A 20,185-nucleotide genomic window follows, 5' to 3' on the forward strand; every position below is an offset into this window, starting at 1 on the left:
TATTCTAATTTAAAGTTTTAGGTATTTTTATATCTGTTTTAAATCTTTTATTGAAGCGTTCTATAAAATATGCTGAAAGCAATGGCGAAGCCTCTTCTACATTTTGATGTATAAAAAAGTATACATTCTCCAAACCTTCTTTATGCCATTCTTCAAGCTTATCTAACCAATCGTCTAACCTTGTATAATCTGAACTGTGATTAGCGCCGTTGTATCTAATAAAAACGGTGGTATTACTTAACCGCATATGAATTAGATCGCGTCTTCCGGCGGTATCGGTAATTATATGTGCCACATCTCTTGTTATCAGAACATCGTATAGTTCATTAGCTGTGTTTTCATCAGCATACCAATCCGGGTGCCTTAATTCTAATGAGAGCGGAATTTCCTTTGGCCAATGTGCAAGGAAATCATCTAACCTATCTATAAACTTTGGAGCAAAATCGTCACGCATTTGAAGAAAAACCATTCCCAATTTCTCTTTTAATTGAAGCAGGTTTTTTACAAAATCATCAGTTAGCCCCTCGGTCCCATTAAGCCTTTTTATATGACTAATAATTCTTGGAACTTTTGGGAAAAACTTAAAATTATCATCGGCTTTTCCATACCACTTTTCAAACTGTTCTTCGGGATACATTCTATAAAAAGAACCGTTGAATTCTATACTATTAAATTGGGAAGAGTAATATTTCAACTCATCTTTTGTACCCTTCGGATAAAAGTTCTTCAGGTCTTTTTTGTTCCATTTTGCACAGCCAATACGCACATCTTTAAACCCATTTTTATTTCCACTCTTATTAAGTACTTTAATGGTGTCTGAATGAGTCTCAGGCAGCGTAAAATCCATATTTTCGGGATGGTCTACTTTTCCAAAATTCATTTTAAACTAATATTTGTTAAAGTAAACAGTTTTTCTATTGGTAAATTCCCTGATCCCGTGATGCGATAATTCTCTCCCATAGCCCGAAATCTTAGTACCGCCAAAAGGTAGTCTGGGGTCACTCTTAACAAGCTCGTTCACAAACACAGCTCCATCTTCAAATTTGGGAACCATTTTAAGCGCGAATTTTTCATCTTCTGTAAAAATAGAAACGCCAAGACCAAAACTGGAAGAATTAACGAGATCTACCGCTTCCTGGTCATCTTTAAATTCGGTTACAGAGATCGCAGGTCCAAAAGTTTCTTCATCAAAAACAGGCATTCCTTCTTTGGCTCCTGTGATGATAGTAGGTTCAAAATAAGTTCCATCGCGTTTTCCGCCCAGGATAATTTTTGCACCTTTTTTTACAGAATCTTTGATCTGGTCTTCCAAATCTTCGGCCAGGCTTTCTTTGGCCATGACCCCAATAAAGGTTTCTTTATTCATAGGATCGCCACTTTTTAATTCGCGAACCTGCCTGGTGAATTCATCCAGGAATTCTTCAGCGATATCTTTATGTAATAGTAAACGTTTCCCGGCAATACAGCTTTGACCTGTATTTTGAAACCGAGCTTGTACGCATGTTTTAACGCTTTCAGCAATATTAGCGTCTTTAAATATCACTAACGCATTACTTCCTCCAAGCTCTAAAACCGATTTCATTATTTCTTCGCCGGCAATAGAAGCGACACTGCTTCCTGCACGACCGCTACCGGTCAAGGTTACGGCTTTTACATTTGTATTTCGTATTATATTTTCAACTTTTTTACTGCCAATTACCAGGTTTTGAAAACAATCTTTTGGAAAACCTGCCCTTTCAAATACTTTTTGAATATTATTGGCGGAAAGCATCACATTACTGGCGTGTTTTAGAATTCCAATATTCCCAGCCATAAGTGCAGGCGCCGCAAACCTAAATACCTGCCAGAAAGGATAATTCCACGGCATCACTGCCAAGACTACTCCTAAAGGCTCATAAGCTACGTAAGAGTTTTTAGCATCGGTTTTTATCTTTTCATTTTCTAATTGAGATTCTGCATTTTCAGCGTAATATTCACAAACCCAGGCACATTTATCAATTTCTGCCACAGCCTGGGTAATAGGTTTCCCCATTTCCTTTGTAATAGCTTCTGCATATTCCTGGGTATTATCTTTAAGCTCTTTTGCAGCTTTCATCATTAAATTACTGCGCTCTGCAAATGAAGTTTCCTTCCAGGATTTAAACCTGGAATGAGCTTTTTGTATACATTTTTCAACTTCGGTATCACTTAATTCGTGATGGTTAGAAATTTCCTCTCCTGTATATGGATTCCTTGAAATTATCATTGGTTAATTAATGTTTTTAGAATTTGGTTGATCCAGGCTTTCATTTAAAGATAAAAAGAAGAATAGGCTTAGGCAGGCCGATTAAGACGATTTTAACGTGCAGAAATGTTTATAACTAGTTTACAAGTCTTTAATGAGGCCCGACTTTTGAGGTTTAAAGTTTATTAAATTTAAGAAAAACACAGTTCTTATGATACCACGTGACCTTCAATTAGTAGCACTTAGGCCAGAAATTCCTTCGGCCCGAGTTTCAGAAAACATGAGTTTAGACGAACAATTTCAGAACAGAACTTTACGGCCAATCGCCAAACTTCAGGATGAATTGTTACTGGAAGTCTTTAGAAATTACACCAAAAAACACAAGAATAAATTCTATGAACTTAAGCTGGAAAAACGCTTTATTTATATTGAAAACGCAATCCAAAAGGATATAAAATTCAGAAATAGTTTAAAGGGTATTATAATAGGACAATTCACTTTAGAAGAATATGCTACCTATATTGAAAATTCTTCGGCCTTAAATAAACGTATGATGAATATTGTAAAAGAGCGTTTACAAAGCAATATTCAGCTTTTAGAAGAGGAAGTAGCGTACTAGAAGCCCGATTAAAATAGTGATCGCAAAACTCATTAATGTTCCTATAAGTACGTATTCGGTTTGCTTTCTGGCGCTGGCATCGGTTTTATCGCTGAAGCGTAGAATAGATTTAGCAGCGATAAGAAAACCTATGGCCGAAAAATTTTGAGTGAGAATAAAGGTTAGTACTAAAATCCTTTCAAAAATACCTATATATCTTCCTGCAGCTTCCAGGCTATGGCTTTCGCCATTGGGTTCAAGTTCATTATGCCAGCGGCTGGTAGCTTTCCCAATTAGAAAACCGGTTGGAAAAATAACCAGTAAATATCCCATCAAAATTGCAAGGATCTGTTGTGAAGAAAATATTTCAGCAACAAAAGGAATCAATTCTGAAAAGCCTTCAATAAGATAAAGCCAAATCAAAATTATGATGAGTATATGCCATAATTGATCTAATAAAAACAGTTTTAAAGTATCTTTTTTATGCTGAAGTTTCCATAGATCGATAAAAAAGTGGCTTACACTAATTACAATAGGTATATACCATAAATGCCATTGCTGAAGAAAGAGATAAGTTAGGAAACCCGCTAAAAATGAGTGAAAATATAAAAACCAGGACTTCGCTTTTTTCTCTCTTTTTTGTTTTACCAGTTTGGTGGGTTGCAGCACAAAATCGGTTAAAATATGTGCCAGGAGAAGTTGAAGCAAGATTAAGGTAATTTCTTCCATAATTAAAAGCTCTGGGCGGTTACATTTTCAAAACGTTTCAGTAAGACCGAAATTGCTTCCCAACCACAAGCCTTTTTTCGCTGATTTACCGCCGATTGACTTATATTCAATATTTTGGCAATCTCGGTTTCTTTCATTCCTTTTAAAAGAAAATAAACCACTTCTGCTGAAGCCTGGCTCCATTTTTCCATAACCGCATTTAATAGAAATAAGCTTGCCTCAAATTCAGAATTTAAGCTTTCCAGCGGTGTCTTTAAACGAATTTTCCTGGAATCGTTTTTCATCTCGTCTAAAGTTCTTCCCGATAATTGAAAAGCCTGTCCGTTAGATTCGGCTATAGAATCTCCTTTATAGTCGAAAGTGCCAATTCCAATAGCAATTTTCACATCGGCCAAACTACTTGAAGTTTTTTGATCTTTGGATTTTACTTTATTAATAAGGCTCTTTATTCGCAAAGCTATTTTTAATGAATCCTGATATTTTGAAATAATACCCTGGAAACTATCGCCGCGATAAATTTCAAAATCAATTTCATTTTCGGCATAATCCTGCTGCAATTTTTCAAATTCTGAATTTAGATTCTTTAAAATTTCATCTAAAAACGATTCTGAATAATTGGAAGAATCCACTAAATCGGCTGTGATTACGGCTATCATATTTCAAATATAATAAAAATATTAGTCTGTAAGCTTATATTAACTCTTTATAAGTTTATAGGCTTATATTTAAGCATTATAAGCTTACAGACTTATATACAGATTAACCGGTCTTATTAAACTTTTGCTAAATGTTCTTGTAGACTGTTTAGGTTATTTAATTTTAAAAAAAATCAACAAAAAAATAATATGGTAAGTAATAAAAAAGAACTCTATTTAAACTGTTTAGATACTGTAAATAAGCAAATAGAACGATATCAAAAAGAAATGGACCTCATAAAAGAATCTATGGAGGCCAACGATGTAAAAACAGATTATGACGAAGATAATAAAGGTGAGTTACTAAGCGATTTCGAAAAAAATGCGAGTCGTTTGAGCGATGCCCGTGAGATGAAAGAAAGTTTAAGCCGCATAGATCCAGATCATTATAGCGAGAAAATTAGTTTTGGTAGCGTTGTAGAAACCAGCGGGAACTATTATTTTATCTCAGTCCCTATTGGTGAAATTTCTATGGAAGATGGAAGTAGCGTGTATGCAATTTCTACTGAAGCTCCAATCTACCAGGAAATGGAAGGAAAAGAAGAAGGAGATACCTTTAAATTCAATGATGAGGAAGTGAAAATTACCGCAGTAGGTTAAAAACCTATTCCGGATATTCTACCCTGAGGTGAAAAATATTCTTAAGCTTACGTTTAAGGATCTTTTTCACCACTTGTATTTCTTTAAAAGTAATATTAGCATTTAAAAATTGCTCTTCCTTCATTTGCTTATCAATAATCTTCTCTACAAAATTATCTATTACTCCAGCAGTTGGTTCCTTTAAACTTTTACTGGCGGCTTCTACACTATCACACATCATTAATATTGCTGTTTCTTTACTGAAAGGAATAGGGCCGGGATACCTGAAATCATCTGCTACCGCGTTATCATTTTGCTCTTTCTCTTTCATATAAAAGAAGTAAACCGTGGTGGTCCCGTGATGTGTTCTAATAAAATCTATAACCCTATCTGGAAGATTATGTTTTTTAGCGATTTCAATTCCGTTAATTACGTGATCGGTAATAATTTGTGCGCTTTCTTTGGGCGCCAGTTCATCATGTGAATTCACCGCTGAAGTTTGATTTTCAGAGAAATAAGTCGGATTTTTCATTTTCCCAATATCGTGATAAAGCGCTCCTACCCTAACCAACATGGCATTTGCATTAATTTCATTGGCGGCAGCTTCAGCCAGGTTAGCAACATTGAGAGAGTGGTGAAATGTTCCAGGTGCTTTTTCTGAAAGCTCTTTCAGTAATTTTGAATTGGTATCTGAGAGTTCCAACAAAGACATATCTGAAACCATTCCGAAGATCTTTTCATAGATATAAATCAAAGGCTGCACAAATAGAGTGGCCAATCCCCCAAGTAGGAAGGTTAGTAAAACTTCACCTTCTACATCGGCAATATTTCCTTCCTGAATAACGGTGAAAGCAAAGTATGAAATAATGTAAACCAGGGTAATTTGCCCTACAGATATAAAAAGATTTGCCCTCTTATAAAGTTCAGAAACAGTTAGAATAGTAACAATTCCTGCTATAATTTGCAGAAACATATACTCGTAACTGTTAGGTACAATAAAACCTAATAATAGCACCGTAATCACGTGAGTGAACATTCCTAAACGAGCATCAAAAAAGGCTTTTAAAGTAAGTGGTAAAATACACAAAGGTACTACATATACGTAATCTATATTGAAATTAACCACCAGGGTGGTGAGCAACACCATAAAGAGAATATTGAAGAAAATAAATGTTACCTTCACATTATTCTCAAAAATTTCCTGCCGGTATTTCCTAATAAATAGCAGTAACATTAAAAGCGCCAGCGCCACTAGTACACTATATCCAACTATAATCCACTTATAATTGCTTTCACTCCAAACCTGGGATTCATATTCATTTTTAAGCGATCTAAGAATATTATATTTATTGCCTTCTACCACTTCCCCCCGGGCTATTACCCTACTGCCCTGTTCTATATTACCGCGGGTATAAGAGATGTTATCCAGTTTACTTTGTAGCTCTTTCTGGGTAAATTCGCTATCAAAACTTACGTTAGGTTCTATGAGGTTGAAAAATACTTCTAATAATTCATTTTCAACTTCTGAAAGATTAGATTCTTCAATTTCAGAATTTAAAAAATCCCTTACCTGGTCTTGTTTTAAAATATTTTTATAAGAAATTTCAAAGGCTTCATTTCCCTTTCGTAAATAAACCAACTGATTATCTTCTAACCTGTTGTTGTCCTGTAATAAACCATATTCATAGACACCTTCCAGGGTTTCATTTACAAAACCAATAATTTGAATTTCCCTGTTTTTTAAAATAGAGTCGGGAAAAACTTCCGTTACTACCTCGGGCACTTCAGATTTTACCTGATTGGGAATTTCCTTGTTAAACTGAAAATATGGAGTATGGTTGTTTATTATTTGCTGGCGCTCATCCTGGATTTCTTCTTCAGATTTTAATATAGCAAAATCAAAAGGCGCATATAAATTTTCATATTGCCACGGCTTCCCCTTAGGAATTTCATATTTAAAATTTCCACCTTTAGGAAGCAGGTAAACAATTAGCACTGCGGTAAGCGCAAATAAAAATACCTTGTAAAATAATGCCTGATTCTTATACAGGTTATTTACGAATTTCTTCATATAAATCGTGCTATTGCTCAAATGTACTAAAAAATAGCGCCCAAAGGAGCACTCTTGTTAAGTTCCTTATAAAATCACTAAATTCGCAAAAGAAGAAATAACTAAAACATAAATGATGAATAACGAAGTAGTAATTGTAAGCGCCGCAAGGACTCCAATTGGAAGTTTTTTAGGTAGCTTATCTACCGTAGAAGCTACAGATCTTGGTGCTGTTGCCATCAAAGGAGCTCTAAATAAAATTAATTTAAAACCTGAACTTGTACAGGAAGTTTTAATGGGAAATGTAGTGCAGGCCGGTGTTGGCCAGGCACCTGCAAGACAGGCGGCTTTGAAAGCCGGAATTCCAGATACTGTTCCTTGTACAACTGTAAATAAAGTATGTGCCAGCGGGATGAAAGCCGTGATGCAAGGCGCACAATCTATTATGCTAGGACAAAATTCTATAGTTGTTGCCGGTGGAATGGAAAATATGAGTTTAATTCCGCATTATTTATACCATAGAAAAGGTCAGAAATTTGGGCCTGCAAAAATGGAAGACGGGATGCAAAAAGATGGTTTGGTAGATGCTTACGACCATAATGCGATGGGTGTTTGCGCCGATCTATGTGCTACGGAGCATAATTTCTCCAGAGAAGATCAGGATGCATTTGCCATTAAATCTTACGAACGTTCTGCTGAGGCCTGGGCCGATGGAAAATTTGATAATGAAGTTGTGCCGGTTGAAGTTCCGCAGCGAAAAGGAGATCCTTTAGTGGTAAAAGAAGACGAAGAATTCAAGAATGTGAGAATGGATAAAATAACCTCACTTCGTCCAGCGTTTAGTAAAGACGGAACGGTAACTGCTGCAAATGCTTCTACCATTAACGATGGTGCAGGTGCCGTGGTTTTAATGAGCCGTGCAAAAGCAGAAGAATTGGGCGTAGAGATCCTGGCCAGCATTAAAGGTTTTGCTGATGCCGCACAGGAGCCAAAATGGTTTACAACTGCTCCAGCCAAAGCTTTGCCTTTAGCGCTTAAAAACGCAGGTGTTGCTCAAGATGATATAGATTTCTTTGAATTTAACGAAGCTTTCTCTGTAGTTGGACTGGCCAATATGAAGATTTTAGGAATTAGCGACGAGATCACCAATGTTCACGGTGGTGCTGTTTCTCTAGGTCACCCACTGGGCTGTAGCGGAGTAAGAATTCTTATTACTTTACTAAATGTATTGCAGCAAAATAATGCTAAATTAGGTGTAGCCGCAATTTGTAATGGCGGTGGCGGTGCATCTGCAATGGTAATAGAGCGAAACTCTTAATTTTATATTTTTTATTGAATGCAATACGGAATTTGCCCCCTAAGCATTGTGCCACTTCGCGAAACCACATCTAATAATAGCGAAATGGTCTCTCAGGTTCTTTATGGAGAACATTTTAAAATACTTGAAGAACGTGCTCAATGGAGCAGGATTCGTGTTGCATTCGATAATTTTGAGGCCTGGATCTCAAATAAACAATTACTTAAAATTTCGGAAGAAACTTACTTCCAGTTAGACCAGGCTACTCCAAAATATTCTGCAGATCTTTTTGATTTTGTGACCGATCATAACGGGCATCTTATAACTATTCCTATTGGCGCTTCGCTTAATGCTATCGGTTTATTAAACCATCACTTTGAGGGACATTCGGTTTCGGGAGAGAAACCTAAAATGGAAAATGTAAAAACTGCACTACTCTATTTAAACAGTCCGTATGCCTGGGGCGGAAAATCGCCGCTGGGAATTGATTGCAGCGGACTTACACAAATGGTTTATAAGCTAAACGGCTACCAATTAAATAAAAATTCAGCCGATCAGGCTAAACAAGGTGAACCACTTAGTTTTATTGAAGAAAGTGAAGCCGGAGATCTTGCCTTTTTTGATGATAAAGAAGGAATAATAGATCACGTAGGTATTATGATGAACGATAACTACATTATTCACGTAGATGGAAAGGTTAGAATTGATCGCATTGATCATTCAGGAATTTTTAATGCCGAATTAAAAAGACATACCCACCAATTGCGGGTAATAAAAAAGATCATTTAAGATTTATCGAAAATCGTGGAAAAGTTTTGGTTTTCTACTTTCTCTGGGAAATTTTAGTTTTTCTATTTTTTCTACGGAAGTTTTTTCTAATGTGACCTTCACTTTTAATCCAGATTGTAAATGCTCCTGAAGCTTACTAGTTTCAGTAAAATCATTCGGAATCCTTATCAGGATTTCATCCGTTTGATTTTCATTTGAACTTGCTTCAATAACAAAGATTTTCAGGGAATGAAAAGCCGTAAGTAAATTGATGATTTGCTGCGGATAAAGTGTAGTTCCTTTTAATTTTATCATTTGCTTTTTACGCCCAACAGGAGTGCTAATTCTCATTGACTTTCTACCGCATTCACAATTTTCACCATAGAATTTCACCATATCCCCGGTGGCAAATCTCACCAATGGCATTGTTTGGGTTTGCAAAGGAGTGACTACTAATTCTCCAATTTCACCAGGATTCACAGCATCAGCATTTTCATCTAAAACTTCAGTAAAAATCAAATCGGGCAAGCTATGATTTCCGGTGTGGAATTCACACTCGGTAAAAGCCGTACCCATTTCTGTACTGGCGTAGGTAGAAAATAATTCTATATCCCATAAATCCTTTAATTTTTGTCCTAAAGAATTCAGACTGAAATCTGGGTTTCGCAAAGGTTCGCCAATACAAACAGTAGCTTTAATCGAAGAGCTTTTATAATCAATTCCATTTTGCCTGGCAAAATCGATCATTTTCAACAAAAATGATGGAACTGCGACGAGAAAACCAGGTTGAAATCGTTCTATAGATTCCCACTGCAATCCGGGCAGACCGCTGCCGGTTCTTATAATCCCGGCTCCCAGTTTTCGTAATCCTAAAAAGTAAGCCATCCCGGCCATAAATCTGCGATCTAAAGTCGTAGTAAGTTGCACCACGCTAGATTTCTTGACTCCTACCATTTCAAAAGACTGACGTTCATTTTCTGCCAGCCGATCTAAATCGGCGTCATTTAAGGCAAAACTAACGGGATTGCCTAAAGTTCCTGAAGTGGTAACATAATCTATAATTTCATCTTTAGGAACCGCAATAAATTCTTGATTATAATGCTGTAAATCTTCTTTAGTAGTAATCGGGATCTTTCTGAATTCCTCATAAGATGGAATTCCTTCAATATCAATTTTACAATCTGTAAAACGCTTTTTATAAAATGGAGAATTTGCCACAACGTAACTTAGCTGTATTTTTAGCAATTCCTCATTCTTATTTATATCGTAGAAATTAGTCATTTAGATTTTGCGGTAAGATTTTTTTATCATTTTATCTAAGTATTCTTCATCTGGTAAAGTGGTTACTTGCCTCCTTTTTGCCTGCTTATAATTGATCACCGCTTTTTTAAATTCTTTTTGCTGAAAATAATAATCTCCGGCAATTTTATAAACTTCCCAGAAATGAGGATTTAAATACTTTAAACGCTTAATTTTATCTTCTGAAACTTCTTGTTCTTTAGAAATGGCTTCAATGATTTTCCCATTTAATTTTCTGTATTTCTCGTAATCTTTATAAGCTTCAGTATTTACAAAAAGATCTTCTGCAATGTTTTCTTCAGCAAGCATAACACTGCCAGAAACATTTCCAGCTTCAAACTTTTTAAATGCAGTATCAAGGTCGTAAGCCACAAAAGCACCCAATTGATAAGGATTCGCAGATATCCAAACCTTATTTTCTTCAGGTTTAAAAATAATGCCGTGGTGGGCAAGCAATTGATTAATAGCCATTTCATTTCCCGTTCCCAGCTTAACACCTTCTAAACCTTCTTTGTTCCTTAATATTTCAGCAGCTTTTTGAGGGTTTAATTTCTCTTTTTCAGAAAGTAACTCCTGCATTCTATCAAATCTATACTGAGTATGGCTTTCCTCAATGGTTTTTAAGTTTCGGTTATCTTCCGCATAAGCTTCACTTTGAAAATGATTGCTGCAAATTAATTTATTAGAATTTTCAACTTCAAAAACTCCAAAATTTCCCGGAGCTACTTCAATTAAGATCGCCCTACCTTCTTTTGCGCTCCCCACCATAATAGATTCCGAAACAAAAACTTCACGCTTTTTAGCGATCTCTATGGCTTCGGTAGTTGAAGTTGCATATTGAAGAATTTCACGGGCAACCAAACTAATTGGAGTTTTGGCCTGCAACGGAATTTTACTTTTTCCAGCATTTATGGTTACACTTATTCCCTTTTCATTCAAACCACTCACAGAACCAATCATCCCGGCCCAGGTGTACATCATAAACTTATGCCCTTTATCGGGATTAACAAAGGCTGCAATCTTTTCTTCCGCAAACTCATCTCCCGCATAGAAATCGAAGTTCCGCCCAAGTAGTAATTGTCCGTCTTCAGTTTTATCGTCCCAGGCGGCAAAAGAAGTACAGCCTACCAACATCAAATCCTGCAACGCGTGACCTATATCGTGTGCTCCATGGAAATAGAGCATACGCACATAAGCCGGGGCAAAATCATTGTACTTTTCCAATCCAAAAAGAGAGGTGCCGTAAATTTCCTGTTTATATTCTTCGGGGACGTGCAGGTACATTTTTCGGTTAAACCAGGCGACTGTTTTCTTTAAGAAATTTCGGTAACCGGTTTCAGGAACCAACTCATAGATATTCTCCATAAAGGCAGTTTCTTGTTTATGCATCAACTCCCGGGTTAGGCTTCCGCTAGTTACGCCACGTTCCAGCGCGTTGCCTTCAATATAAAGCTCCCAAATTCCGTGTTTATTTTTATAAAGGGAATTCTTCCCTAAACGATAATGATTGTCGCTTATCTTGGTTCTGGAAGTATCTATTTTTTCTATTCCGGTAATATCTGGCCGGTCCTCCATGGAACGTTTTACTCCGCAGGAATTTAAGAGGAACAAAATCCCAAAAACAATAGATATTTTAATAAAAAGTAACTTCATTTAATCCATTCTTTTTAAAACCAGGATATTATTTTGTCGATAAATAATCTCAAAATTTAAATCGATAAGCCACCGGTTCTCGTATTCTGAAGTTAAAATAATCACTTGTTTAGCGTTCCGGGAAATATTTTCTTTTAATACCGAAGCGATTTCTTCTGAAGGTTTTTCACTAATTAGATAAACTGGATATTCCTTTAAATCTTCTGGCCAGGATTTGCGAAAAGTAATATTCTCAGCATTACTTTGAGCAGTGTTTTTGGAAATTTTTCTATTTTCTTTATTTATATCTAAAACAAAGAATTTATTTTCAGGATTTTTCAGACTTAAAAATACAGGGAGAATCCCGTAAGAGGAATTCAACATAAAAATTTTCTCCTTCGAATCTATAAATTCGGAAACTTTTAAAAATCGTTCGCGATTTTGGGTAAATTCCTTTTTAGCAAATGGATACACAGATTTATACCTGTAATTTCCCAAAACAGCATTTTTTAAGTAAAGTTGCTCTTTATTCCCTGATTTTTTAAACAGAGCATAGAAGCTAAAAGGAGCTTTCTGCACCAATTTTCTTCGGAAAAATAAAAGATCGAATAATTTTGTTTGAATTACAAAAGCCACCAAAACCGCGGTTAGAACTCCAATTACAGAAACCACAGAAACCGATTGGAGAGCCGGATGTTTGGCTAAAACCAGAGCACCTATGCCCAGTAAAGTAGTAATTACCGAAAGCAAAATGGAAGCCTGGTAAGTTTTTAAAGCAGGTTTCCCTGTCTCGTATTCCTTTAAGCAGGCGTTGGTGATAAAAATACTGTAATCCAGCCCTAGCCCGAAAATAAATGTTGAAATTATAATATTTAGAATGTTGAATTCTATGCCTAAAACGGCCATTATCCCTAAAGCGATGATCCAAGTTATAGCAATGGGCAATAAAGTAAGTAAACTAAGCAACAAATTCCTGTAAAAAACGAGTAAAACAATAAAAACAGCAATTAGAGAGAATAAAATAAGTTGGTTAAATTCGCTCTTTAAATCCCCAAGGAAATCCTCGTTCATTTGCTTTCGGTCTATAGCAATAATGCCCTCTTTTTCTTCCAGTTCCTGTAATATTTCAGGATTATTTTCTTCAAAACTTAGCGTACTGGTCACCGTGGAAAAACCCGGATTATTATTTATAAAATCATCTAAATAAAGAGTAGAAACATCACGGTAATCGTCCAGGAATATACCGTCAAAGTCTTTATTCAATTGCTCGTAAAATCGGTTAAAACTTTCTGCTTTAAAACCAAGTTCAGCAGATTCATTTAAAAGAGTATTTTTTAGGTTTTCCTTTTTAGAATCTGTCCAAAACTCTTCCCAGTACTCTATTCTTTCTGTTTGTTTATCGGTAGAAAGGACTACCCCGCCAATACTGCTAAAACTCTTAATATCACCTGTTTTTTCCAGGTTTTTAAGTTCCCGGTAAAGCTCGTTATTTCTGGAAAGAGCCTCCTCTATATCGTTCCCATAGGAAACCAAATAAGTGATATTAGCAGCTTCATCTGCAATCTGCTTAATTTTTTCTTCAGTTTGCTGTATGTCTTCCGGCTCAAAATTAAGTTGGGAAATATCTTCATTAAACTCAACTTTGCTGAAGAAAAATAATCCGCAGAGAAATAGCAAGAGTACAAATCCGACTAAAAATTTATTTTTATAGAATCGCTGAGATGCGAGCTTATCTATCCAGTTGTTTTTAACTTTCTGCTTGTTTTTAGGCGGCTTATAAAACTGCGGAATAAGAATTAAAGAAAATACTGAAGCCGTGATTACACTCACAGCAGCAAAGATCCCCAAATCATTCAAAGCTTCACTTTCCAGGAAAAGCAAACACAAAAATGCGATAGCAGTAGTAAAGCTGCTCATTAAAATAGGTTTGCTCACTTCTTTATATAGAATTCTTACATCGGCATTATTTCTAAAATGGGTGAGTATATGCAACGCATAATCGAGGCTTATTCCCAATAAAATCGCACCTATTCCTAAAGAAATTGCTGAAACACTTCCTTTGACAAAATATAGCAAAGTAATTGCCGAAAAAGCGCCCAATAGACTGGGAAGAAAAAGCAATAATGGTACGTAAAATCTTCGGTAAAATAGGATTAGGAGGATTAGTAAAATAGAAAAAGCAATACTAAGCGTAAGCTGAATATCGCTTTTTATTTGTTTTGCATTAGCAATGGCGTACAGAACTCCTCCAAAATATTCAGCTTTTACTTCTGAATTCCCATTTAATTCAGAAATAATTTTGTCTAATCTCTCAATAAAAACCTGATTATTTTTAGTTTCAGAAGCCGGATATGTAGGTGTGATAAAGAGTAACAAATGCTTTTCATCTTTGGTCACCAGGTAATTATTGTAAATCTTAAAATTGTCGTCTACCTGTAGTTCCTGTAATTTCTCTAATCCCAGGTGGGTTAAAGAAAGTGGATCTTTAAAGAGAAATTGCTTTGTTATAAATCCGGTTGGGGAAATTAAGTCTCTGTAAGAGCTTTTCAATCTTTCCTGAATGCTGTCTTCCCGTAGTCGGGCATTTATTTCTTCATAATCCTCTGAATTAAGAAATAATGGTAGATTTTGATAAACAAAATCATAAACTTCCAAAATCCCTTCTTCCGGGATTTTTCCCTGTATTTTGGTAATATATTCCGGGAGTTTTTTATCTAAAGAATCTGTGAGTTTATTGGCATAAGCAGTAAGTTCTTCCGGATTTTTATCTTCTGAAGAAATCGTAATAATAAGTTTATCTGAAAACTCGGTATTATCCAAAATCTTGCGTAAAGCATCCTGCTTTTCCCCTGAAGGAATTAGTTTGGTGATATCTTCTTCCAGTTGGATTTTAAAAGAGAAATATCCGCCGGCAAGCACAAAGAGAAGCAGTAACAAAAAACCAACAGCCTTTTGTCTTCTAAAAAAATAATAAAGCTTTAGGAAAAAATTGTGCATTTAAGGTTTTACCACCTGTTTTTGGTTTCTTACCGAAAATAAGAAATAAAACACAATCCAAAGCAGTACAGCGGCAATTCCTGCCAGTGCAAAACTACCAATTATATACTGCCATAATCCAAGGAAAATATCGGCAGTAGAATCAAAATCTTCCGGTCTTAATTCCCAGGCAAATCCGCGGCCAGTTAATAAAGATCCTGCCTGGTAACTCGCATAAATTATAAAAGGAATAAGCGGAGGAATACTAATATTGCTGAATAGAAATGCTACAACTTTATTGAGCTTAAACATTGCAGCTAAACTAAAAACAAGCAAAGTATGTAAGCCCCAGAACGGTAAAATTCCCACAAATACACCCAGGGCAATCGCTGCAGCTTTTTTATGCGCAGGTTCCTGACTTTTAATTATATTTTCTTTCCAAAAACGCTTAAAGCCTTTCTTTCTAAAATCCTGGTAAGTATCGCGGGGGTGGATATAGAAAAAACTCACCAAAACAAACCATATATACAGTAATGTTATCCTAGTAATATCCCAAAAAGGCCGGAAGTGTGTTACGCGGTTTTCTTCATAAAAAACCTTAATAGGCACGTTTCTTACCTTCACTTTACGCCAGGCGGCCTTTACTATAATCTCAATCTCCAGTTCAAACTTACTGGTATACAGCTTAATTTGGTTTATTACCCTTAAAGGATAAAGTCGGTAGCCACTTTGTGTATCGGTTAATTGAGTACCGGTTACCACTAAAAACCAGAAGTTAGAAAATTTATTTCCGGTGGTACTTTTTCCGGGAATTCCATCCTGTCCCATATTGCGATCTCCAACCAGTAAAATTTCAGAATCGGGACTTTTTTCCTCTAAATGACTTAAAAAAACATCCAGATCGTCAGGATAATGCTGCCCGTCTGAATCTATGGTTATTGCATATTCGTAACCAACTTTTTCCGCAATTTTAAATCCGTGTTTTAAAGCTTCTCCCTTCCCCCTGTTTTCTTCAAAATGATGCACATTTATTTGAGAAAATTCTTTCAGAATTTCTTCCGTAGCATCGGTAGAACCATCATTTACTACCAAAAGATTAGAGGTATACAACAATAGATCCTGTAAAACGCTGGCCAGGCTTTTTTCATTGTTGTATGTAGGAATTAGGATACAACAATTTAAAGCTTCAAATCTGGACTGGTGTATGGGTTCTTGGTTCAAATTAAAATGGCTTTAATTGCAAAAGTAAAATTAAAAAGTAAAGCACAAACTTCTAAAAGCTTAAGATTCAACTTTTTTATAAAGAGAGTTGATTTTCAAAGAAATACCTTCAGAATTCTTAGCTATACCTTTAAGTTTTATTTCCTGATTCTCTTCTGTAATTTCTGTTTCAAGGTTTAAAACCGCATCGGTATTTGGATCTACCACGGCCATAAATTTTACGTTATTACCTTTTTTAAACTGAAGTTTACATCCACACCTTCGCTCTGCTTCTTCTTTGAATAAATTCATTAAAATAACACCCGGAGTTACCGGCCTACCTGGAAAATGGCCCTCGTAAATCTCGTGATCTTTATTAATTTTTATCTGGGTAAGCTGCTTCCCGTTTTCTTCGGAAGAATTTAAAACTGAATAAAAATTCTTTAATAACATGTATTGGCTGGTATTGTTGTCTTACTAAATTACACAGAAAAATTCAGGTATTTTACCTTTCATAAACATTTTATGGTTCAAAAAGGCTAGCAGGTATTTCGCGGTTAATTTTAATATTACTAAACTCAATAGTCGTCATATCTCCTGCTTCTTCCCGCAAATCAACTTTTTCAACGATATTTTTTTCATTAAAGGATAAGTGGATTTCAGCAAACATTGCTTTTAAGTTTTTATCCTTCGGAATTATTAAAGCAGCAATCAAATTGTTTTCGCGACTATAGGAAATATCAAAATTCTCATTATCCTGAAGCAATTTCCCGTTAACACTTCCTGTAATAAGTTTGGCAATTTTATCAAAAAGCTTGTTAGAGCCGGTGTTTCTCACGCTTTTATCACCTGCGTCATTTATATGAAGTTCACCTTCTACAAAAAGAATTACATAATCTTGTGGCTCTGCGTATTCCCATTTTAATTTTTCAGGGTTTTGATAATAAAGTTTGCCGCGGCTCACAGATTCTTCTGTGATCATTTCAATCTTTTTGGTTTGTATAAAGTCGGCTTCCAGAGTGGTGAGCTCGTTAGCTTTAGTCATCATTTCCTCCTGAAATTGAGATATTTCATCTTTAGAAAGCTCCTCCTGTGCCGCTAAATTCAGACTTAGAAATAAAATTAGAATATTAAGAATACGCATTGATTTCCAATAATTTATCAGGTCTTACAACCTCATATTGATTATTTTTCAAAAATAGCAACAACTGTTCCAGTATATTGACGGTTTTAGCATTATTATCGTGCAAAAGGATTACCGCTCCCGGTTTAAGCCTTTTTTTAATTCTATTCAGAATAATTTCTTCTGAAGAAAGTACCGCATCAAAAGACCTAATGCTCCAGCCTATAGATTGCATTCCTGTTTTTTGAAGAGCTTTTTGCGTTTTGGGACTTACAATTCCGAAAGGCGATCTAAAAAGATTCATTTTTATCCCGGCGGTTTCTTCGGCAATTCTATTACATTCTTCTATTTCACGCACCAGGGTAGAAACGGGTAAAGCTCCCATTTTACGGGTATGACTATATGTATGATTGCCAACCAAATGATTTTCTTCAATAATTTTTCTGAAAATTTCAGGTTGTGCTTCTATATGCTTTCCAATACAGAAAAACCCGGCTTTTACCTCATATTTCTTTAAAACCTTTAGAATTTCCAGTGTATTTTCCACCGGGCCATCATCAAAAGTTATCGCTACTTGTTTATTTATAATATTTCGATTTTCACTAATAGAGTTTACAAAGAAATTGAACCTAACATTCGTTGAGACGGTAAGTAAAAAAAGCAGGTAGAGAATAATAAAAGTTAAGACATACCAAAATGAGGTGAGACCGAAGAAAGTCAGTACCAAAGCTCCGCAAAGCAGAAAGATAATAACCGTATTTATAATTTTAAACCGCACTAAGTAGCATTAAACTGTGATCCCTGCCAAGATACTGATTGTAAATAAGAATATGTTTCGGGATTTTACAATCAACATTGTTTAGCTTTAAAATTGCAGGAATCTTACTAGTTTTTAGAATTTTAGCAGCCACAAAAACTGCATATCCCGACGCCGTATCAAAGTCGCCCACAAGATGCTTATAAGCTAACTGAGGTTTATTTTTCAACAATTTTCTTTGAAGATTTTTATAAAAATAATCGTACCTATTATCTCCATTTTTTCCTAAAATAACTGCATCTATAGCTGTACTATTCAGGTTGTTTTTTGCCAGAAAATTTTCAATTTCATTAATAATAGTTTCAGGTTTAATCACATTTTTTATAGAAACACTTTGAAATTCAGCATAAGTATTTTCCTTCTTTTCTTTAGAAAGGACAAAAAAATGTGCACCTTCTGAAGTAATCGTACCAGTAGAATCTTCCCTCAGTAGATCAAGATTTTTAATGGGATTCAGTTTTAACTGACCATCAAGTTTTTGAAATGAAGTGATTTTTTCTGAAATCTCATCTACTCCTCCAGCTAATATTGAACCAATTTCAGGATTTTCATTGAACTGCATTTGGGCATCCAGCAAAGCAGTTTCCAGGGAAACCGAATTTTGGGTGTAAGTCACATTATAATTTTTACATCCTAAATTTAAGGCTATTTGCCCCCCAATCGTGTTGTGGGTAGATTGGATAAAAGAAGTTGGAGTCAATAATTTCTCGTCCAAATCGAGCAGATTTTCCAGGAATTTCTCGGTATCCTGTTTGCAGCCTTCGCCTGTTCCGGTAATAATTGCACCGGGAACTTCAACTTTGGCTTCTTTTAAAGCAATTTTGGCTGAAGTAACTCCCATTTTTATGGCTTTAGACATTCGCCTTAAAGCCATAGGTTTTATAAATTCTTTATAATTTGGGGAAATTGCAGGAAAAATGTTCTCCCGATAAATAGTTGCAGATCCTCTGGAAAATAAATCTTCCTCCTGAGCAGAAATACTCCCAATCCCATTTATATAGATCTTATATCCCATTTTTACTAAAAATTAAAGAAGTACAATTTCCCCCGAAGCCAAAAGAGTTTGATAACACGTAATCTATAGGTTTTTCCTTCAAATTAGTCACCGGTATAAACCCAGGATTTAGCATTGGATTAGAAAAATTAAGGTTTGGAAATACCTGTTCATTTTGAATTGCTAACAAGCTATAAACCGCTTCCAAAGCTCCCGATGCTGCTAAAGTATGCCCGGTAAAAGCTTTTGTTGAACTAAAATCTGGAAGTTTATTGCTAAAAATTCTCTCCAGAGCTGCACTTTCAGCCTTATCATTATTTTTGGTTGCGGTACCGTGGGCATTTATATAATTAATTTTTTCGACAGGAATTCCCGCAGTTTTTAAAGCTTTTTGCATAGCTAAAAAAGCTCCTTCCCCATTTTCTGAAGACGCAGTTTGGTGAAATGCATCGTTAGCATTACCATATCCTGAAATTCGCCCTAAAACCGGTTTACCATTAATTTCCTCTTCAGCTTCTAAAACTAAATAGGCAGCGCCTTCGCCTAAATTTAATCCTTTACGGTTTTCATCAAAAGGTTTGCATTGTTCATTAGATAGAATCATTAAAGAGTTAAATCCGTTAAGTGTAAATTTTGTGAGACAGTCTGTTCCGCCAACAATTACCCGTTTCAGCTTTCCGGTTTTAATCATTCTAGCGCCCAGCATTATCGCATTAGCTCCAGAAGAACAGGCGGTACTTATTGTACTTACAAACCCGTTAACTTCAAAATACTCCGCGATCTTTTCCGTAGTAAAACCGGGATGCTGCGCACGAATAAATCGGTTATTATCAGTTTTCCCTTCTGAAAAATCTTTGAAATAGGTTTCAGTAGCATCCATTCCCCCAACGCTGGTGCCCGAAATAAAACCAGTATCTCCATCTAATTTAAGATTAGCCTGGAATATGGCTTCTTTCACGGCCAACGCTCCTAATAAAGCAGCCCGTGTATAACTATGATTTTCCGGAAGGTTTAATTTTTTAGCAATGCTTTCGTTAGAAATTTTTATTTCCCCCACAGGCAAATGCTTATAAATTGTTTTTAGAACTTCAGGAGTAGAAATACCGTGCTTTCCTGAAATTAAAGAATTATAATTTGCCGCAGTGTTGTTGCCAATCGCAGAGATAATCCCCATTCCGGTAACGGCAACACTTTTATTCATAAA

Annotated in this window: 18 protein-coding genes; 4 read left to right on the top strand and 14 right to left on the bottom strand. The window is 35.7% G+C overall.

What is annotated here, in order from left to right:
* Nucleotides 1-4: 4 nt before the first annotated feature.
* Nucleotides 5-880 carry a DUF72 domain-containing protein gene (locus BM084_RS03170; protein ID WP_093302716.1) on the bottom strand — a complete coding sequence of 292 codons (876 nt, stop codon included), beginning with the start codon at nt 878-880 and terminating at the stop codon, nt 5-7.
* Nucleotides 881-886: 6 nt separating this feature from the next.
* Nucleotides 887-2,245, bottom strand: a complete 1,359-nt coding sequence (locus tag BM084_RS03175; RefSeq protein WP_093302719.1) for an NAD-dependent succinate-semialdehyde dehydrogenase — start codon at nt 2,243-2,245, stop codon at nt 887-889.
* Nucleotides 2,246-2,435: 190 nt separating this feature from the next.
* On the opposite strand from BM084_RS03175, the gene BM084_RS03180 reads away from it, so the two are divergent.
* The gene (locus BM084_RS03180) at nt 2,436-2,843 is read left to right on the top strand and encodes a hypothetical protein (RefSeq protein ID WP_057483138.1); all 408 of its coding nucleotides are present in this window, start codon (nt 2,436-2,438) and stop codon (nt 2,841-2,843) included.
* Here the strand turns inward: BM084_RS03180 and BM084_RS03185 are convergent.
* Nucleotides 2,820-3,551: a DUF3307 domain-containing protein gene (locus tag BM084_RS03185; protein ID WP_075326897.1), complete on the bottom strand. Its 732-nt coding sequence runs from the start codon at nt 3,549-3,551 to the stop codon at nt 2,820-2,822. The genes BM084_RS03180 and BM084_RS03185 overlap by 24 nt on opposite strands.
* Before the next feature lie 2 nt (nt 3,552-3,553).
* On the bottom strand, nt 3,554-4,207 hold the full coding sequence (locus BM084_RS03190) for a hypothetical protein (RefSeq protein ID WP_075326898.1): 654 nt from the start codon (nt 4,205-4,207) through the stop codon (nt 3,554-3,556).
* A 189-nt stretch (nt 4,208-4,396) separates the two neighbouring features.
* On the opposite strand from BM084_RS03190, the gene BM084_RS03195 reads away from it, so the two are divergent.
* The gene (locus BM084_RS03195) at nt 4,397-4,846 is read left to right on the top strand and encodes a transcription elongation factor (protein ID WP_075326899.1); all 450 of its coding nucleotides are present in this window, start codon (nt 4,397-4,399) and stop codon (nt 4,844-4,846) included.
* A 4-nt stretch (nt 4,847-4,850) separates the two neighbouring features.
* Here the strand turns inward: BM084_RS03195 and BM084_RS03200 are convergent, their stop codons facing one another.
* A complete protein-coding gene (locus BM084_RS03200; RefSeq protein ID WP_093302722.1) occupies nt 4,851-6,896 on the bottom strand; it encodes an HD family phosphohydrolase in 2,046 nt (681 codons plus the stop codon).
* A 115-nt stretch (nt 6,897-7,011) separates the two neighbouring features.
* Between BM084_RS03200 and BM084_RS03205 the strand changes: the two genes are divergently transcribed.
* Together BM084_RS03205 and BM084_RS03210 are read left to right on the top strand one after the other, a co-directional pair.
* Entirely contained in the window at nt 7,012-8,193 is a 1,182-nt protein-coding gene (locus tag BM084_RS03205) for an acetyl-CoA C-acyltransferase (RefSeq protein WP_093302724.1), read from the top strand.
* A gap of 18 nt (nt 8,194-8,211) precedes the next feature.
* On the top strand, nt 8,212-8,961 hold the full coding sequence (locus tag BM084_RS03210; RefSeq protein WP_093302727.1) for a C40 family peptidase: 750 nt from the start codon (nt 8,212-8,214) through the stop codon (nt 8,959-8,961).
* 3 nt (nt 8,962-8,964) lie between these two features.
* On the opposite strand, the gene BM084_RS03215 is transcribed toward BM084_RS03210, so the two are convergent.
* The 9 genes from BM084_RS03215 to BM084_RS03255 all read right to left on the bottom strand — a co-directional run bounded on the left by BM084_RS03215 (nt 8,965) and on the right by BM084_RS03255 (nt 20,182).
* Nucleotides 8,965-10,221 carry a flexirubin biosynthesis putative acyl-CoA ligase FlxY gene (locus BM084_RS03215; RefSeq protein WP_075326903.1) on the bottom strand — a complete coding sequence of 419 codons (1,257 nt, stop codon included), beginning with the start codon at nt 10,219-10,221 and terminating at the stop codon, nt 8,965-8,967.
* A complete protein-coding gene (locus tag BM084_RS03220; RefSeq protein WP_075326904.1) occupies nt 10,222-11,892 on the bottom strand; it encodes a C45 family autoproteolytic acyltransferase/hydrolase in 1,671 nt (556 codons plus the stop codon).
* The gene (locus BM084_RS03225) at nt 11,893-14,868 is read right to left on the bottom strand and encodes an MMPL family transporter (protein ID WP_093302730.1); all 2,976 of its coding nucleotides are present in this window, start codon (nt 14,866-14,868) and stop codon (nt 11,893-11,895) included. It lies immediately after the preceding gene.
* Nucleotides 14,869-16,068 carry a DUF2062 domain-containing protein gene (locus BM084_RS03230; RefSeq protein ID WP_093302732.1) on the bottom strand — a complete coding sequence of 400 codons (1,200 nt, stop codon included), beginning with the start codon at nt 16,066-16,068 and terminating at the stop codon, nt 14,869-14,871. It lies immediately after the preceding gene.
* A gap of 60 nt (nt 16,069-16,128) precedes the next feature.
* Entirely contained in the window at nt 16,129-16,500 is a 372-nt protein-coding gene (locus tag BM084_RS03235; RefSeq protein ID WP_075326907.1) for an ApeI family dehydratase, read from the bottom strand.
* Nucleotides 16,501-16,570: 70 nt separating this feature from the next.
* Entirely contained in the window at nt 16,571-17,191 is a 621-nt protein-coding gene (locus tag BM084_RS03240) for a flexirubin biosynthesis/transport protein LolA2 (RefSeq protein ID WP_075326908.1), read from the bottom strand.
* Nucleotides 17,178-17,948 carry a polysaccharide deacetylase family protein gene (locus BM084_RS03245; RefSeq protein ID WP_075326909.1) on the bottom strand — a complete coding sequence of 257 codons (771 nt, stop codon included), beginning with the start codon at nt 17,946-17,948 and terminating at the stop codon, nt 17,178-17,180. Before BM084_RS03245 ends, BM084_RS03240 begins: the two co-directional genes overlap by 14 nt.
* On the bottom strand, nt 17,938-19,002 hold the full coding sequence (locus BM084_RS03250; RefSeq protein ID WP_075326910.1) for a beta-ketoacyl synthase chain length factor: 1,065 nt from the start codon (nt 19,000-19,002) through the stop codon (nt 17,938-17,940). The genes BM084_RS03245 and BM084_RS03250 overlap by 11 nt, the downstream gene beginning before the upstream one ends.
* Nucleotides 18,992-20,182: a beta-ketoacyl-[acyl-carrier-protein] synthase family protein gene (locus BM084_RS03255; RefSeq protein WP_093302735.1), complete on the bottom strand. Its 1,191-nt coding sequence runs from the start codon at nt 20,180-20,182 to the stop codon at nt 18,992-18,994. The genes BM084_RS03250 and BM084_RS03255 overlap by 11 nt, the downstream gene beginning before the upstream one ends.
* Nucleotides 20,183-20,185 lie beyond the last annotated feature (3 nt).

This window comes from Salegentibacter agarivorans (assembly GCF_900113135.1).
GTDB lineage: Bacteria > Bacteroidota > Bacteroidia > Flavobacteriales > Flavobacteriaceae > Salegentibacter > Salegentibacter agarivorans.

Excerpts from the sequence above, each read along its gene's own strand:
- BM084_RS03170 (WP_093302716.1), bottom strand. The coding sequence starts at position 880 with ATGAATTTTGGAAAAGTAGACCATCCCGAAAATATGGATTTTACGCTG.
- BM084_RS03175 (WP_093302719.1), bottom strand. The coding sequence starts at position 2,245 with ATGATAATTTCAAGGAATCCATATACAGGAGAGGAAATTTCTAACCAT.
- BM084_RS03180 (WP_057483138.1), top strand. The coding sequence starts at position 2,436 with ATGATACCACGTGACCTTCAATTAGTAGCACTTAGGCCAGAAATTCCT.
- BM084_RS03185 (WP_075326897.1), bottom strand. The coding sequence starts at position 3,551 with ATGGAAGAAATTACCTTAATCTTGCTTCAACTTCTCCTGGCACATATT.
- BM084_RS03190 (WP_075326898.1), bottom strand. The coding sequence starts at position 4,207 with ATGATAGCCGTAATCACAGCCGATTTAGTGGATTCTTCCAATTATTCA.
- BM084_RS03195 (WP_075326899.1), top strand. The coding sequence starts at position 4,397 with ATGGTAAGTAATAAAAAAGAACTCTATTTAAACTGTTTAGATACTGTA.
- BM084_RS03200 (WP_093302722.1), bottom strand. The coding sequence starts at position 6,896 with ATGAAGAAATTCGTAAATAACCTGTATAAGAATCAGGCATTATTTTAC.
- BM084_RS03205 (WP_093302724.1), top strand. The coding sequence starts at position 7,012 with ATGAATAACGAAGTAGTAATTGTAAGCGCCGCAAGGACTCCAATTGGA.
- BM084_RS03210 (WP_093302727.1), top strand. The coding sequence starts at position 8,212 with ATGCAATACGGAATTTGCCCCCTAAGCATTGTGCCACTTCGCGAAACC.
- BM084_RS03215 (WP_075326903.1), bottom strand. The coding sequence starts at position 10,221 with ATGACTAATTTCTACGATATAAATAAGAATGAGGAATTGCTAAAAATA.
- BM084_RS03220 (WP_075326904.1), bottom strand. The coding sequence starts at position 11,892 with ATGAAGTTACTTTTTATTAAAATATCTATTGTTTTTGGGATTTTGTTC.
- BM084_RS03225 (WP_093302730.1), bottom strand. The coding sequence starts at position 14,868 with ATGCACAATTTTTTCCTAAAGCTTTATTATTTTTTTAGAAGACAAAAG.
- BM084_RS03235 (WP_075326907.1), bottom strand. The coding sequence starts at position 16,500 with ATGTTATTAAAGAATTTTTATTCAGTTTTAAATTCTTCCGAAGAAAAC.
- BM084_RS03240 (WP_075326908.1), bottom strand. The coding sequence starts at position 17,191 with ATGCGTATTCTTAATATTCTAATTTTATTTCTAAGTCTGAATTTAGCG.
- BM084_RS03250 (WP_075326910.1), bottom strand. The coding sequence starts at position 19,002 with ATGGGATATAAGATCTATATAAATGGGATTGGGAGTATTTCTGCTCAG.
- BM084_RS03255 (WP_093302735.1), bottom strand. The coding sequence starts at position 20,182 with ATGAATAAAAGTGTTGCCGTTACCGGAATGGGGATTATCTCTGCGATT.